General features: G+C 66.5%; 10 protein-coding genes and 1 pseudogene. 9 read left to right on the top strand and 2 right to left on the bottom strand.

What is annotated here, in order from left to right:
• The first annotated feature begins 53 nt into the window (after positions 1-53).
• From tssH to tssM, 8 genes are all read left to right on the top strand, one after another.
• A complete protein-coding gene (gene tssH / locus WS62_RS18555; RefSeq protein ID WP_066573642.1) occupies positions 54-2,792 on the top strand; it encodes a type VI secretion system ATPase TssH in 2,739 nt (912 codons plus the stop codon).
• Between the two features lie 35 nt (positions 2,793-2,827).
• A complete protein-coding gene (tssB, locus tag WS62_RS18550) occupies positions 2,828-3,382 on the top strand; it encodes a type VI secretion system contractile sheath small subunit (protein WP_066573639.1) in 555 nt (184 codons plus the stop codon).
• A gap of 33 nt (positions 3,383-3,415) precedes the next feature.
• Entirely contained in the window at positions 3,416-4,909 is a 1,494-nt protein-coding gene (tssC, locus tag WS62_RS18545) for a type VI secretion system contractile sheath large subunit (RefSeq protein WP_066573637.1), read from the top strand.
• 103 nt (positions 4,910-5,012) lie between these two features.
• A complete protein-coding gene (locus WS62_RS18540) occupies positions 5,013-5,498 on the top strand; it encodes an Hcp family type VI secretion system effector (RefSeq protein ID WP_066483964.1) in 486 nt (161 codons plus the stop codon).
• Positions 5,499-5,587: 89 nt separating this feature from the next.
• Positions 5,588-6,091 (top strand): type VI secretion system lipoprotein TssJ, encoded by a 504-nt coding sequence (gene tssJ, locus WS62_RS18535; protein WP_066573635.1) that lies wholly within the window; start codon positions 5,588-5,590, stop codon positions 6,089-6,091.
• 21 nt (positions 6,092-6,112) lie between these two features.
• Entirely contained in the window at positions 6,113-7,459 is a 1,347-nt protein-coding gene (tssK, locus tag WS62_RS18530; protein ID WP_066573633.1) for a type VI secretion system baseplate subunit TssK, read from the top strand.
• 87 nt (positions 7,460-7,546) lie between these two features.
• Positions 7,547-8,812 carry a type VI secretion system protein TssL, long form gene (gene tssL / locus WS62_RS18525; protein ID WP_066573629.1) on the top strand — a complete coding sequence of 422 codons (1,266 nt, stop codon included), beginning with the start codon at positions 7,547-7,549 and terminating at the stop codon, positions 8,810-8,812.
• Positions 8,813-8,841: 29 nt separating this feature from the next.
• Positions 8,842-12,993 (top strand): type VI secretion system membrane subunit TssM, encoded by a 4,152-nt coding sequence (gene tssM / locus WS62_RS18520; RefSeq protein ID WP_066573627.1) that lies wholly within the window; start codon positions 8,842-8,844, stop codon positions 12,991-12,993.
• A gap of 57 nt (positions 12,994-13,050) precedes the next feature.
• On the opposite strand, the pseudogene WS62_RS18515 reads toward tssM, so the two are convergent.
• Together WS62_RS18515 and WS62_RS18510 are read right to left on the bottom strand one after the other, a co-directional pair.
• Positions 13,051-13,329 (bottom strand): annotated as a pseudogene (locus tag WS62_RS18515) (hypothetical protein); the annotation flags it as partial.
• 242 nt (positions 13,330-13,571) lie between these two features.
• Positions 13,572-14,396 (bottom strand): aldo/keto reductase, encoded by an 825-nt coding sequence (locus tag WS62_RS18510; protein ID WP_082721077.1) that lies wholly within the window; start codon positions 14,394-14,396, stop codon positions 13,572-13,574.
• 74 nt (positions 14,397-14,470) lie between these two features.
• Between WS62_RS18510 and WS62_RS18505 the strand changes: the two genes are divergently transcribed.
• On the top strand, positions 14,471-14,952 hold a 482-nt coding region (locus WS62_RS18505), incomplete at its 3' end, for a helix-turn-helix domain-containing protein (RefSeq protein ID WP_197422864.1).

The raw sequence follows: 14,952 nt of genomic DNA, 5'->3' as shown, positions 1-14,952 counted from the left end.
GCACCCTTCTGCAATAAAAAAATGACAAGGCAAGCAAAGGAAAGGATCTGTCCATGACGATTTCGCGTCAGGCGCTGTTTGGCAAGCTCGGGGGCACACTCTTCAGGGGAATCGAGTCGGCTACGGCTTTTTGCAAGCTGCGCGGCAACCCGTATGTCGAGCTGGTCCACTGGTTGCACCCGTTGCTGCAGCAGGCCGACTCGGACCTCCATCGCATCGTCAGGTGCGCCGGAATCGATCGCGACACACTGGATCGCGACATGGCGCGCGCACTCGCCGCGCTACCCGTCGGCGCGAGTTCGATCAGCGATTTTTCGCATCACATCGAATCGGCGATCGAGCGCGCATGGGTGCTGGCGACGCTGCGCTTCGACGACCGCCGCATCCGCGGCGCGTGGCTCGTGGCAGCGCTCGTGCATACGCCGGACCTGCGCCGCGTGCTGCTGTCCATTTCTCCGGCGTTCGGCAGGATTGCTCCGGACGGAATCGATGACGCGCTGCCCGCGTGGATCGACGGTTCCCCGGAAGCCGCCGACGCGCCCTACGACAACAGCGATTTCTCCGCCGCTACGCCCGGCAAGGTATCCAATCCGATGCCTCCGGCATCGAAGGGCTCGCCCCTCGAGCAGTACTGCACGGACCTGACCGCCCGCGCGCGCGACGGCGGCATCGACCCTGTCGTCGGCCGGGAGCAGGAAATCCGCACGATGATCGACGTCCTGCTGCGGCGCCGTCAGAACAATCCCCTGCTCACGGGCGAAGCGGGCGTAGGCAAGACAGCCGTCGTGGAAGGCCTGGCGCGGGCGATCGCAACCGGCGACGTGCCGCCGAAGCTCGCCGAGGTACGGCTGATGAGCCTCGATGTCGGCGCACTGCTCGCCGGCGCGAGCATGAAGGGCGAATTCGAGGCGCGCCTAAAAGGCGTGCTCGAAGCCGCCGCGAAATCCGCCGCGCCGGTCATCCTGTTCGTCGACGAGGTCCACACGCTGATCGGCGCCGGCGGCCAGGCCGGCACCGCAGACGCGGCGAACCTGCTCAAACCCGCGCTCGCGCGCGGCACGATCCGCACGATCGGCGCGACCACGTGGTCCGAGTACAAACGGCACATCGAGAAGGACCCCGCGCTGACCCGCCGGTTTCAGGTGCTGCAAGTGCCGGAGCCGGAGGAGCCGGCGGCGGTCCATATGGTGCGCGGCCTCGCGCAGATGTTCTCGCGGCATCACGGTGTCGCGGTGCGCGACGAAGCGATCCGCGCCGCGGTGAAGCTCTCGCATCGCTATATCCCGTCGCGCCAGTTGCCGGACAAGGCGATCAGCCTGCTCGACACCGCCTGCGCGCGCGTGGCGCTCTCGCAGCATGCCGCGCCGCGCGAACTGCAGGACGTCCGCCAGCGTCTGCAAGCGGCGCGCACCGAACTCGATCTGCTCCGGCAGGAGGCGCGCATCGGCCTCGCGGCCGACCAGTCCGTCGCGGCCGCCCGCGAGCGCATCGCGGCGCTATCGGCCGAGGAAGCGGCCGTCGACGCGCGCTGGAAAGCGCAAGTCGACGCGGCGCAGGCGTTGCTCGCCGCGCGCGAAGCGGCGCTGGCCGGCGATCCGGAGCCGGCGACAGAAACGCCGGACGCCACGTCCCCCCCGGCATTGCGCGAACTCGAGCGTGTGCTCGCCGCGTCGCAAGGCGACACGCCGCTCGTGTTCCCGGAAGTCAACGAGGCGATCGTCGCGGAAATCGTCGCCGACTGGACCGGCATTCCGGTCGGCCGGATGGTGACCGACGAAGTCACCGCCGTGCGAACGCTGCCCGCCACCCTCGAAGCACGCGTGATCGGCCAGCCCGATGCGCTGCGCCAGATCGGCGAGCGCGTGCAGACCGCGCGCGCGGGCCTGATCGATCCGAAAAAACCGCTCGGCGTGTTTCTGCTGGCAGGGCCGTCGGGCGTGGGCAAGACCGAAACCGCGCTCGCCCTTGCCGAAGCGCTGTACGGCGGCGAACAGAACCTGATCACGATCAACATGAGCGAGTATCAGGAGGCCCACACCGTATCCGGCCTGAAAGGCGCGCCGCCCGGCTACGTCGGCTATGGCGAGGGCGGCGTGCTGACCGAGGCGGTGCGGCGCCGCCCCTACTCGGTCGTGCTGCTCGACGAGATCGAGAAAGGGCATCGCGACGTGCACGAAATGTTCTTCCAGGTGTTCGACAAGGGCTACATGGAAGACGGCGACGGCCGCTACATCGATTTCCGCAACACGACGATCCTGCTCACGAGCAACGTCGGCTCGGAACTGAGCGCGAGCCTGTGCGCCGACGCGTCGCTCACGCCGGACGCCGCCGGCCTTCGCGACGCACTCATGCCCGAACTGCTGAAGGTCTTTCCCGCCGCGTTTCTGGGGCGCGTCACCGTCGTGCCGTACCGACCGCTCGAACAAGGCGCGCTCTCGCGCATCGTGCGCCTGCATCTGGATCGCGTCGTCACGCGCATGGCCGACAACCATCGGATCGCCCTTGCGTATGACGACGCGGTCGTCGACTACATCGTCGGGCGGTGCCTCGTGCAGGAAACCGGCGCCCGGCTGCTGATCGGCTTCATCGAGCAGCACGTGCTGCCGCGCCTCTGCGCGCTATGGCTCGACGCGTTCGGATCGAAAGAAGCGCTTGCGCGCATCGACGTCGGCGTGGCGGACCCGGCCGCGCCGGCGCTGGAGGCACTCGCCTTCCGCCCCGGTTACGCGGAGCGCGCCACATCCCCGGCCACGTCCCCGGCGGCGCCGCTTTTCGTCGAGCAGGCGAACTAACCCTGCTATCCCTTCCCTCGTCCATGGAGTCACGCATGTCCGCATCCAGCAGCTCTCAAAAATTCATCGCGCGCAATCGCGCGCCACGCGTGCAGATCGAGTACGACGTCGAAGTCTACGGCTCGGAAAAGAAGGTCGAACTGCCGTTCGTCATGGGCGTGCTCGCCGATCTGTCCGGCAAGCCGGTGACGCCGCTGCCGGCCGTGGCCGACCGGCGCTTTCTCGATATCGACATCGACAACTTCGACGAGCGCATGAAGGCCATCAAGCCACGCGCCGCGTTTGCCGTCCAGAACACGCTGACGGACGACGGGCAACTGATGGTCGACATGACCTTCGAGAGCATCGAGGACTTCTCGCCGGCCGCGATCGCGCGCAAGGTCGAACCGCTGCGGCAACTGCTCGAGGCGCGCACGCAGCTCGCGAACCTGCAGACCTACATGGACGGCAAGTCGGGCGCCGAAGCGCTCGTGAACCAGTTGCTGCAGGACCAGGCGCTGCTCCAGTCGCTCGCGTCCGCACCGAAACCCCAGCTCACGAGCGAACCGGACACCGGGGATGCCGCGGGTCGCGAGGACGACGCAATCTGATCGGTCGAACAGGCTAACCCCGAGGAACGAATCATGAAAAAACCGCAAACGCAGACGCCCGTCGCCGAAGTGCAACCGGCATCGGACTTCGCGCGCCTACTCACGCACGAGTTCAAGCCGAAGACCGAACAGGCCCGCGAAGCCGTCGAGTACGCAGTCCGCACGCTCGCCGAACAGGCGCTGCAGCAGTCCGCGAAGATCAGCGACGACGCCTACAAGAGCATCGCCGCCATCATCGCGCAGATCGATCACAAGCTCTCCGAGCAGATCAATCTGATCCTCCATCACGAGGATTTTCAGAAGATCGAATCGGCGTGGCGCGGATTGCACCACATGGTGTCGAACACCGAAACCGACGAGCGCCTGAAGATCCGCTTCATGGACATCTCGAAGGAAGAGCTGCGCCGCACGATGCGGCGCTACAAGGGCCTGGCGTGGGACCAGAGCCCGCTCTTCAAGCAGATCTACGAAGAGGAATACGGCCAGCTCGGCGGCGAGCCGTACGGCTGCCTGATGGCCGACTACTACTTCGACCATACGCCGCCGGACGTCGACCTGCTCGGCTCGATCGCGAAGGTGGCCGCGTCCGCGCACACGCCGTTCGTTTCCGGCGCGTCGCCGTCGGTGCTGCAGATGGAATCGTGGCAGGAACTCGCGAACCCGCGCGATCTCACGAAAATCTTCACGCAGAACCTCGAATACGCGTCCTGGAATTCGCTGCGCAACACGGACGATGCACGCTACATCGGCCTCGCGATGCCGCGCTTCCTGTCGCGCCTGCCATACGGCGTGCAGACCAATCCGGTCGACGAGTTCGATTTCGAGGAAGACACGAACGGCGCCGATCACCGCCGCTACGCGTGGACGAACGCCGCCTATGCGATGGGCGTGAACATCAACCGGTCGTTCAGGCAGTACGGCTGGTGCTCGCTGATTCGCGGCGTCGAGTCCGGCGGCACGGTCGAGAACCTGCCGTGCCACACGTTCCCGACCGACGACGGCGGCGTCGACATGAAATGCCCGACCGAGATCGCGATTTCCGACCGTCGCGAGGCCGAGCTCTCGAAGAACGGCTTCATCCCGCTCGTTCACCGCAAGAACACCGGCCACGCGACCTTCATCGGCGCGCAGTCGCTGCACAAGCCGGCCGAATACGACGATTCCGACGCAACCGCCAACGCCAACCTGTCGGCGCGCCTGCCCTATCTCTTCGCGTGCTCGCGCTTCGCGCACTACCTGAAGTGCATCGTGCGCGACAAGGTCGGCGCGTTCAAGGAGCGTGAGGACATGCAGCGCTGGCTGAACGAATGGATCATGAACTACGTCGATGCGGACCCGGCGAACTCGTCGCAGGACACGAAGGCCCGCCGACCGCTCGCGGCCGCCGAGGTGGTCGTCGAGGAGGCGGAAGGCAACCCCGGCTACTACAAGGCGAAATTCTTCCTGCGGCCGCACTTCCAGCTCGAAGGCCTGACCGTGTCGCTGCGGCTGGTTGCGAAGCTGCCGTCGATCAAGGAAGCCGCCTGAACCACTGCAGGCCGGCGTCCCCGACTGGCCGGAATCGCGGCTTTACCGCGCGCGGCGCCCCGCGAGACCGGCTGTTTTGTCATCCACATGAGAGAGCAACGACATGGCTCAGGATATTTTTTTGAAGATCGACGGCATCAACGGCGAATCGCTCGACGACAGTCACAAGGACGAAATCGAAGTCCTGAACTGGGACTGGGAAATCGAGCAGGCCTCCACGATGCACACCGGCAGCGGCGGCGGCGCCGGCAAGGCGAGCGTCAAGGACCTCACGTTCGAACACGCGATCGACCGCGCCAGCCCGAATCTGATGAAGTACGCGCTGACCGGCAAGCACGTCGACCAGGCCGTGCTCGTCATGCGCAAGGCCGGCGGCAATCCGCTCGAGTACCTGAAGCTCACGATGAGCGACGTGATCGTCACGCGGGTGCGGCCGTCCGGCAGCAGGACCGATGCGGAGCGCAGCCGCGAAACGGTATCGCTGTCGTTCGCGAAGGTCAAGCAGGAGTATGTGGTGCAGAACGCGCAGGGCGGCAGCGGCGGCGCCGTCACGACCAGCTTCGACATCAAGGGCAACAAGGAAGCTTGAGCGGCGGGGTCGCGAGCCCGGCGAACGTCGACGACGCCCGCCGGGCAGCGCCCGCCTTCGATCGAATCCCTCCTGCACCGTGCACCTGAATGCGCCCGCCCACTTCCGTTACCGTCGTCGCGTTCGCGCTGATGTTCGCCGCGTGTGCGAACGGCCCCCCCAAGCCGAAGGAACCGATCCGTCTCGACCTGATCGTGAACGCCGCGCCTACCGTCAATCCGGACGATCGAAACCGAGCGGCGCCGATCGTCGTCAGCATCTATGAACTGAAGACCGACGGCGCATTCGACGCCGCCGACTTCTTCACGCTGCAGGACCAGGAGAAGACCGTGCTTGCCGACGATCTCGTGACGCGCGAGCGGTTCCTGCTTCGCCCGGGCGAGCGCCGGACGATCCGGCGCAACGCCGATCCGGCGACGACCGCGCTCGGCATCGTCGCGGCCTACCGCGATTTGCCGAATGCGGTCTGGCGCGCGGTCTACCGGCTGCCGCCCGCGCCGGATGCGGCCTGGTACCGCTTCTCGCCGCCGAAGCTGAAACTGACCATCGATCTGGACACCCATGCGATCAAGGTCACCGAAACCGGAAAATGACATGAACGGCGGAATGAAACCATGAGCTGGCATAACAAGGTCGTCTGGAGCGAGGGACTGTTCATGCGCCCGCAACTGTTCCAGCAGCAGGAGCGCTACCTCGAACACTATGCGCACAAGCGCGCGGCGCCGCTCTCACCGTTTTTCTTCGGTTTCAGCCACTTCAGCCTCGATACCGAGGCGCCGGCGCTCGGCAAGATAGTCGTCAAATCGGCCAGCGGCGTATTCGCCGACGGCACGCCGTTCGACGCGCCGGGCAGCACGCCCCCGCCCGCGCCGCTCACGATCCGGCCCGAGCATCTGGACCAGTTGATCTATCTCGCGGTGCCGATCCGCGTGCCGAACGGAGAGGAAACCGCGTTCGACGATGCCGCCGAGTCGCTCGCCCGCTACGCCGTGTTCGATACCGACCTGCGCGACACGAACTCGATCGGGCAAGGGCCGAAGACCGTTCAGCTATCGAACCTGCGGCTGCGGCTGGTTCCGGAGAAGGAGCTGACGGACGCGTGGATCGGCCTTGCGCTGACGCGCGTGAAGACGATCCGCGCCGACGCCAGCATCGAACTCGACGACACGCTGATTCCGCCCGTGGCCGGCTACGGCGCGAGCGATACGCTCGCGAGCTGGCTCGCGAAGATCCATGACCTCACGCACCTGCGCGCGAACGCACTCGCCGAACGCCTGACGGGCGCGGACGGCAAGGCCGGCTCGACGGCCGAAGTGTCCGACTACCTGCTGCTGCAAACGCTCAACCGCTACGAGCCGCTTCTGCAGCATCTGCAGCGGGTGCCGACCACCTCGCCCGCCGAGCTGTATGCGCTGCTCGTCTGCATGGCGGGCGAGCTGTCGACCTATGTGCGAACCGGCACGCGCCGGCCGCTCGACACGCATCCGCCGTATCAGCACGTCGCGCCGCACCTGTGCCTGAAGCCCGTCGTCGACGACGCACATCGGCTGCTCAACGCCGTGCTCGTGCGCAGCGCGCAGAGCATCGTGCTCATCGATCAGGGACACGGGATGCTCAATGCCGTGGTCGACCCGGCCGACATGCAGGGCTTCACCGCGGTCGTACTCGCGGTGCACGCGCAGATGCCGCCCGACATCCTGCAGCAGCAGTTTGCCGCGCAGGCGAAGGTGGGGCCGTCCGAGCGCCTCCCGGACCTGGTGCGCAGCCATCTGTCCGGCATCGCGCTGCAGGCGCTGCCGGTGCCGCCGCGGCAGATTCCGTTCAACGCGGGCTACGTCTATTACGAACTCACGCGAACCGGACCGTTGTGGGAAGAAGTCGCGCGTCATGGCGGGCTCGCGCTGCACGTCGCGGGCGAATTTCCGTCGCTGAAGCTGGAGCTGTGGGGCATTCGGGGATAGCGGCATGTGCGGGGCGCGACCGGACAGCGTGCGCCGGTCGCCTAGATGAATGAAACGAACCGGGGAATACCAGTGACCTCAGAAGCCGTGCATCGTCCGGATAGGGCCGCACCGGAACCGATCGATCTCGCCGCGATGCCGTTTGCGCAGCGCGGCGGCACCGCGAGCCCCCCGGCTGCGGAGTCGCCCGCTGCCCGCCTCGCCGCGATCAAGGCCGCGCCGAACCCGCTGCTGGAAGCGGCCCGGCCTCTGCTGCGGGCGTTGGCCGACATGCCCGACCAGCTCGATCGCGAAGGCATCCAGCCGTTGCGCCTGCTGCTGGAACAGGAAGTGCGCCTGTTTCAGCGGCTCTGCGATCAGGCGAACATCCGCCGCGATCACATGCTCGGCGCGCGCTACTGCCTTTGCACGGCGCTCGACGAAGCGGCCATGCAAACCTCGTGGGCCAGGTCGGGCGAAAGCAACCTCGGCACCTGGATCAGCGAAGGGCTCGCCACCTCGTTTCACGAGGACCGGCAGGGCGGCGACAAGGTCTATCTGCTGATCGGACGACTCATGAGCTCGCCGCAGGAACACCTCGATCTGCTCGAAGTCGTGTACCGGCTCCTGAGCCTCGGCTTCGAAGGCCGCTACCGGTACGAAGCCGACGGCCAGCGCAAGCACGAGACCGTCCGCCAGCGGCTCCACAACGAGATCGCGTCTCGACGCGGCCCGGTATCCGTCGCCCTTTCGCCGCATTGGCAGTCCGACGCCAGGGGCGGGCGCGTCTCGTTCTACGACTTCCCCGTCTGGATCACGGTCGTCGTGCTGTCGCTGATCCTGCTCGGCCTGTTCGGCTATTTCAAATACGTGCTCTCGACCCGCAGCGCCGACGTGCAACAGCGGATCGCCGACATCGGCCGCATGACGCCGCCCGCTGCTCCGCCCGCGCTGCGTCTCAAGGCATTGCTCGGGAACGAGATTGCCGCGGGTACGGTCAGCGTCGACGAAGACAGCGGCCACGGCTCGGTGACCTTTCGCGGCGATGCGATGTTCTCGCCGGGCGCGGCAGCCGTGAATTCGGCGATGGGACCGCTGATCGCGAAGATCGCGGGCGAGATCGTCAAGGTGCCGGGCAAGGTGACGGTGACGGGCTATACCGACAACGTGCCGATCAAAAGCCGTCAGTTCGCATCGAACGAGGCGCTGTCCGAGGAGCGCGCGACTCAGGTCATGCAGATGCTCCAGAGCGCCGGCGTGCCGGCGAGCCGCCTGGAGTCGATCGGCAAGGGCGACTCGGGTCCGATCGGCGACAACGGAACCGTGCAAGGCCGCGCGCTGAACCGCCGCGTCGAAATCACGGTTGCGTACTAACTCCCCGCCGGATCATTCGGAACCTCGACATGAACAAGTTCCTGTCCTTTCTGGTGTCGCGCCAGTGCCTCTCCTTCGTCGCGCTGCTGCTCGTCGCGCTGCTGATCTGGTTCGTCGGCCCGTTTGTCGCGTTCGGGGGCCTCAAGCCGCTCGCGGGCGCCGGCATGCGAATCCTCGTGATCGCGCTGCTGCTGGCCGGCGTGCTGCTGTGGCTCGCGGACTGGTCGACCAGCGTCGTGTTCGTGGCGCTGCTGTGCCTGCTGATCTGGCATGCATCGCCGCTTCTTGCGTTCGGACACGCAACGCCCTTCGTACCGGAATCTGCGCGGGTGATTGCGATCGCGGTCGTCCTCACGGCATTTCTGATCCACCTGGCGTTCCGGCTCTTGCAGAAGATGCGCACGGACGCGGACTTTCTCAAGAACCTGATCGAGTTCGGCAGCAAGAAGCACGCGTCGCCCGCAGCCGGCCAACTGGCCAAGGTCAATGCGGCGGTCGCCGGCGCGCTCGCGCGGCTGAAGGCGATGCGCACCGGCGCCCGCGGACTCGGGCGCCTCTTCCAGGGCAAGCGCTACCTGTACGAACTGCCGTGGTTCATCACGCTCGGTTCAGGGGCATCGGGCAAGACGAGCGCGCTGCTCAACGCCGGGCTGTCGTTCCCGCTGGCCGCGCAGATGCAACGGGCGACGGCCAGGCTGGCGAACCAGGGCGGGTCCGTGGATTGGTGGCTGACCAACGACGCGGTCCTGATCGACACGGCGGGCCATTACACGCGTCACGGCACCTCGCGGCATGTGTTGCCGCAACCGCCCGCCCCGGCTTCGTCCGGGCATCCGGAGGGAGCCGAATCCGCGGGCAAGCCCCACGCCCGCCGTTCGGACGAACCGGCAACCGGTGAAGGCCGCGCTGCCGCCGCGACCTCGGCAAGCACGGCAAGTGCCGACTTCCCGCCTGGCGAGCAAGGCACGTGGCGGCAGATCGTCGACCAGGCGGAGTGGCTCGGTTTTCTGCGCATGCTGCGCAAGCACCGTCCTCGCGCGCCGATCAACGGCGCGCTGCTCACCGTCGACGTGGCCGAACTGATGAGCGACGACGAGAACGCGCGCAATGCTGAAGCCGCCGCATTGCGCGCACGGCTCGCCGATCTGCGCACGGAGCTGGGCATTCGCTTTCCCGTCTATCTGCTGATCACGAAGATGGACCGGTTGCCGGGCTTCAGCGAATACTTCAGCTCGCTGACGACGGAAGGCCGTGCCCAGACCTGGGGTTTCACGCTCCCGTACGGCAAGGAAACCATTGCATACGAGGGTATCCACGCTCGCTGCACCGAGGAACTGGGCGCGCTGGCCGCGAGGCTCGCCGCCGGCGTCAATGCGCGGCTGCTGGAGGAACACGAAACGCTCAGACGCCGCCGGCTCGCCGCCTTTGCCGAAGAGTTCCTTGTCCTGACACGCGCGCTCGGCGAACTGATCAACCGCGTGTTCCTCGATTCCCGCTATGACGACACGCAGCGCCACTCGACGCTGCGCGGCGTGTATTTCACGAGCGCCGCCCAAACCGGCAGTGAGATCGCGGCGGAACCGCGCACCGTGATGCAGCGTCTCGCGGCCGCCATCGGATGCGTGCCGGCCACGGCCGCGCTCGCGCCGCGGCACGAAGGCGGCCAGAGCTTCTTCCTCCACGATCTGTTGACGAAGATCGTGTTCCCGGACGCGCATCTGGTGCACCCCAATCTGCGGTGGGAATACCGCTCCCGCACGCTATGTCTCATCGGCCACGCGCTCGCGCTGCTGCTGTTCGGGTGGCTCGCAATCGGCCTGCGCGTCAGCATGGGCAACAACGGCGATTATCTCGACGCGATCGGGCACAAGACGGCGGCGCTCGCATCCCGGGTCAGCCAGCTATACAAGGCGCCCAAGCCCGAGGCCGTGCCTGATGCGCTGACCGAAGCGCGCCACCTCCCCGCGTACCCGGGTCTCGACCTGTCGGACCCGGACGGCGCCTGGCGCTTCGGCCTGTACACACCGCCCGACATCGTCGCCGAAAGCCATCGCACCTACGATGCGCTGGAGGACAACCTGCTGCTGCCGCAGATCGTGAAGCGCATCGAAGCGGTCCTCGCTCAGGCAATCGCCAGCCGGGACCCGAAGACCGCCTACGATGCGCTGCGCGTCTACTTGATGCTGTACGACAAGGCAAAGTTCGACGCCGCCCAGGTCGAAGCATGGGTGCTCGACGACTGGGCCAAGACCGACAGCGCGGCGGTGTTCGGCGGTCGCGCATCGATGATCGCCCACGTCGAGCAGCTCTTCTCCGGCGAGCGCGCCGTGCAGTCCCCGCTGATCCGAAACGACGGGCTGATCCGGCAGGCGCGTGCGTTTCTCGACGGCAGCAACGCGACCCAGCGGCTCTACGAGCGCGCGAAGGCGGCGATGCAGAAAGAAGCGCCGGACGAGTTCACGCTGCTCAAGGCCGTCGGCCCGCAGGCCGGGACGGTCTTCGCACGCGCGAGCGACGCGCCGCTCTCGCGCGGCGTGCCGGGTCTCTTCACGTTCGACGGCTATCGGCGCGTGTTCGACAAGCGTCTGCCCGAGTTTGTGCAGATCGCGCGCGACGACGACGCGTGGGTCATGGGCCGCGCCTATCTGGGCGAGGCTCAAAAAAAAACGGCTGCAATCGGGCGTGCGGCGGCGGATATCGACGATCCGCTGACTGAAGCCATCCGCCGGCAATACCTGATGGAATACGCGCAGCAATGGGATGCCTTTCTCGGCGACATCCGCACGGTGACCGGCACGAGTCTCGCATTCAACCTGCTGGTCCTGCGAAGCTTCGCCGCGCCGGATTCGCCGCTCGCACGGCTCGCGCGCGCGGCGGTCCACGAAACGACGCTCACGCAGCCCATCGCCTCGGCGGACCGTTCCGTCCTGCAAAAGGCAACCGACTCGCTGAGCCAGACAGCGGACAAGGCGCCCGGCATTCACGCCGAGGAGCGCGTCGAGCGCGAACTGGTCGACAGTCGTTTCGCCGGCTTGCGCGAAATGGCGACGGGCAGCGCGGAGGCGCGGACGGAAACACAACCCTCCGCCGCGCAGGCGATCAAGACCGGCCTCGACGGCGTGGCGAACCTGCTGAACGACTATTACACCGCACTGACCGTGGCGGACGACGCCCTTTCCAACAACAGCATGCCGCCCGCAAGCGACGCCGCGGCGAAACTGAAGATGGCCGCGAACACGATGCCGGCGCCCTTTCGTGCGGTGCTGCTCGAGCTCTCGGCACAGGGCTCGCGAGAGGTGAACCGGGGGATCGGCCAACTGCTGTCGCGGCAGATGGAGGCGATGGTCGGCGACATCTGCCGGCTCACGATCGAGGGCAACTATCCGTTTGCGGCCGACAGCAAGCGCGACGTCCGCATCGACGATTTCACGCGCGTGTTCGCGCGGGGCGGCGTCATCGACGATTTCTTCACGAAGACGCTCGCGCCGTTCGTCGATACGTCGACGAGGCCGTGGCGCTACAAGACGCTGCCCGGCGCGACCGAACCGGTGCAGGGCCCCGATCTCGAGCCGTTCCAGCATGCCAAGGCGATCCGCGAGATCTTTTTCGGCGATCCGGGCGAGAAGCAGCTCGCCTGGAAGGCCGACATCCGGACGCCCGAGCTGGACCCGACGATCACGAGCCTGATGATCGATGTCGACGGACAGACGACGCTCTATCAGCACGGTCCCGTTGCCCCATTCACGGTGAGCTGGCCGGGACCGCGCGGCGGTGTCCATGTGGAGATCACGGCGAGCCCGCGCATCCGGCCCGACACGTCGACGGTCTCGACGGACGGCCCATGGGCGCTGCTGCGCCTGTTGCAGAAGGGGCATCTGATCGACACGGCGACGCCCGGGCGCTCGCGCGTCGCACTGGACTTCGACGGCCGCAAGGCCGTGCTCGACATCGCGAGTGCCGGCAGCATCGCCAATCCGCTGACCAGCAACGTGCTGAAGACTTTCCAGTGCCCCGTTTCGATGCCGACGTTCAGCCTGGCGGACACCGGGCCGCCACCGGGATTGCCGCCAGCGAGCCCGCGCGCGCCGCCCGCCACGGAAACCGTGCATCGCCAATACCGATCGGGGGAGCCGGTTCGCCAGCGCGTCGCTCACCAAGTCGGTGTCCGAGAGAACAAGTGATCACGGCGGATTCGATCGATGCAATACGCGCGGAAGGCGCCGATGCGCACGGGCTTGCACCGGATTGTTGATCTCGAGCACGATGCCGGCGGCGAGCTGGCGGTTCAGCTCGGACAGCTCCACATGGCTCGCGGTCAGCTCGGCGAGCGCTTCGGTCAGCCGCTTCTCCCGATTGCGCAGCACATCCTGCGCGATGCCGATGTCCGTCACGTCGACGATCGTCACGCCGAACGCGCCGACCTCGTCGTTCCCGCCGTCGAGCAGGATGAAGCTGCGGCTTTGCTGCATCGCGTCGATCACGCCGGTGATCGGCCGCGAATGATCAAAGCGGAACAAGCGTCATCGAAGCGAGAAGCGTGAATCGAACGGTGTTGTGGAAAACGCGAGCGCTGTTCGCCGCCGCCGGCGATACTCGGCGGCAGGCCAAGCGCATTGACGGATCGGTCGTCCAAACGGCCACGCCCCACCAGTTCCTTCGCGATCGATCCTGGCGTCGCGCGCCGATGTTTCCTTCGTACGCGCGGAGCGGAAGGACTTGCGACAAGACGAGCGCCGCGCGAACCCGCACGCCACGCTCACTATTGCGCGACGTCGAGGCTGTTCTGCGTCGTGCCGTCCAGCATGGCGATCTCGTCGTCGGACAGTTCGAGCGCGAGCGCAGCGAGCGCGTCGGATACATGGTGCGGCTTCGACAAGCCGACGATCGGCGCAGTCACGCCCGGACGCCGCAGCACCCACGCGAGCGCGATCTGCGCAGGCGGCACGCCGCGTGCGCCTGCCAGCCGTTCGACCGCCGCGACGGCCGCCGCCACGTCGCTTCGCCCGCCGTACCAGTCGACCATCTGCCGATCGGTGTCCGCGCGCAGCGTGCCGGTTCGGCGCGACCCCGCCAGCAACCCTCGGCCGAGCGGCGACCACGGCGTATACGCGACGCCCTCGCCGATGCACATCGGCAACATTTCATATTCGTCGCCGCGGCAAATGAGATTGTATTGACTCTGCATCGAGACGAACGGAGCCAACCCGTGATGCCGCTGATACGCGAGCATCTTCATCAGTTGCCATGCATGCATCGACGACGCGCCGAGATAGCGCGCCTTGCCGCTGCGCACGATCGCGTCGAGCGCATCCAGCGTTTCTTCCATCGGCGTTTCCGGATCGAAGCGATGAATCACGAAGAGATCGACGTGGTCGGTACCGAGACGCTTGAGCGATGCATCGATGCCTGCAAACAGATGCTTGCGCGACAGTCCCCGCGCGTTGGGCGCGTCGCTTGTCGGAAAGAATGCCTTTGTCGCGATCACGACGTCGTTTCGCACCGCGAAGTCGCATAGCGCACGGCCGAGGATGCGCTCGCTTTCGCCGCGCGAATAAATGTCGGCGGTATCAAAAAAAAGGTTCATCGCAGTAAACCGTGGAGGGTTTGATGGCGATTGCGTAACCTGACGCCTGATTCTATAGAGGTCAGGAGGAAGAATTGCACGATCGCAAGGCACTTCAGGCACTGGGCGGCTGGACCGGCTATCGGTTGGAGCGGGTGGAATGGCCGGAAGGAGGCGGCGGTACGCTGTCGCTGTATCTGAAGCCGGTCAGCAAGGTCATGCACTGCGAACAGTGCGGAGCGCGCTGCCAGCAAATCCACGAGACGACGGTTCGGCGAGTGCGCGATCTGCCGCTGTTCGAGTACCGAGTCGTGCTGCATGTCCGCCGCCGTCGGGTCTGGTGCGAACACTGCGGCGGCCCGCGACTGGAGAAGCTGGCGTGGCTGGGCCGCTACCAGCGGGTGACGGAGCGGTTCGCCAAGGCCTGCGAGAAGCTGCTGCAAGCGGCCAGCGTGCAGGCAGTCGCAGCCTTCTACGATCTGGGATGGCACACGGTCAAATCGATCGACAAGATGCGCTTGCGAGCGCGTGTGGCCGAGCCGGACTGGTCGACGATCCGCTATCTGGCAATGGACGA

Source organism: Burkholderia sp. ABCPW 14, assembly GCF_001523835.1.
GTDB classification, from domain to species: domain Bacteria; phylum Pseudomonadota; class Gammaproteobacteria; order Burkholderiales; family Burkholderiaceae; genus Burkholderia; species Burkholderia mayonis.
The sequence above is the reverse complement of the archived record's forward strand: the minus strand, read 5'-3'. Positions and strand labels throughout refer to the sequence as shown.

Bases quoted from the DNA above. Each gene is read 5' to 3' on its own strand.
- tssB (WP_066573639.1), top strand. From the start codon at position 2,828: ATGTCCGCATCCAGCAGCTCTCAAAAATTCATCGCGCGCAATCGCGCG.
- tssK (WP_066573633.1), top strand. From the start codon at position 6,113: ATGAGCTGGCATAACAAGGTCGTCTGGAGCGAGGGACTGTTCATGCGC.
- tssJ (WP_066573635.1), top strand. From the start codon at position 5,588: ATGCGCCCGCCCACTTCCGTTACCGTCGTCGCGTTCGCGCTGATGTTC.
- tssH (WP_066573642.1), top strand. From the start codon at position 54: ATGACGATTTCGCGTCAGGCGCTGTTTGGCAAGCTCGGGGGCACACTC.
- WS62_RS18510 (WP_082721077.1), bottom strand. From the start codon at position 14,396: ATGAACCTTTTTTTTGATACCGCCGACATTTATTCGCGCGGCGAAAGC.
- WS62_RS18540 (WP_066483964.1), top strand. From the start codon at position 5,013: ATGGCTCAGGATATTTTTTTGAAGATCGACGGCATCAACGGCGAATCG.
- tssM (WP_066573627.1), top strand. From the start codon at position 8,842: ATGAACAAGTTCCTGTCCTTTCTGGTGTCGCGCCAGTGCCTCTCCTTC.
- tssC (WP_066573637.1), top strand. From the start codon at position 3,416: ATGAAAAAACCGCAAACGCAGACGCCCGTCGCCGAAGTGCAACCGGCA.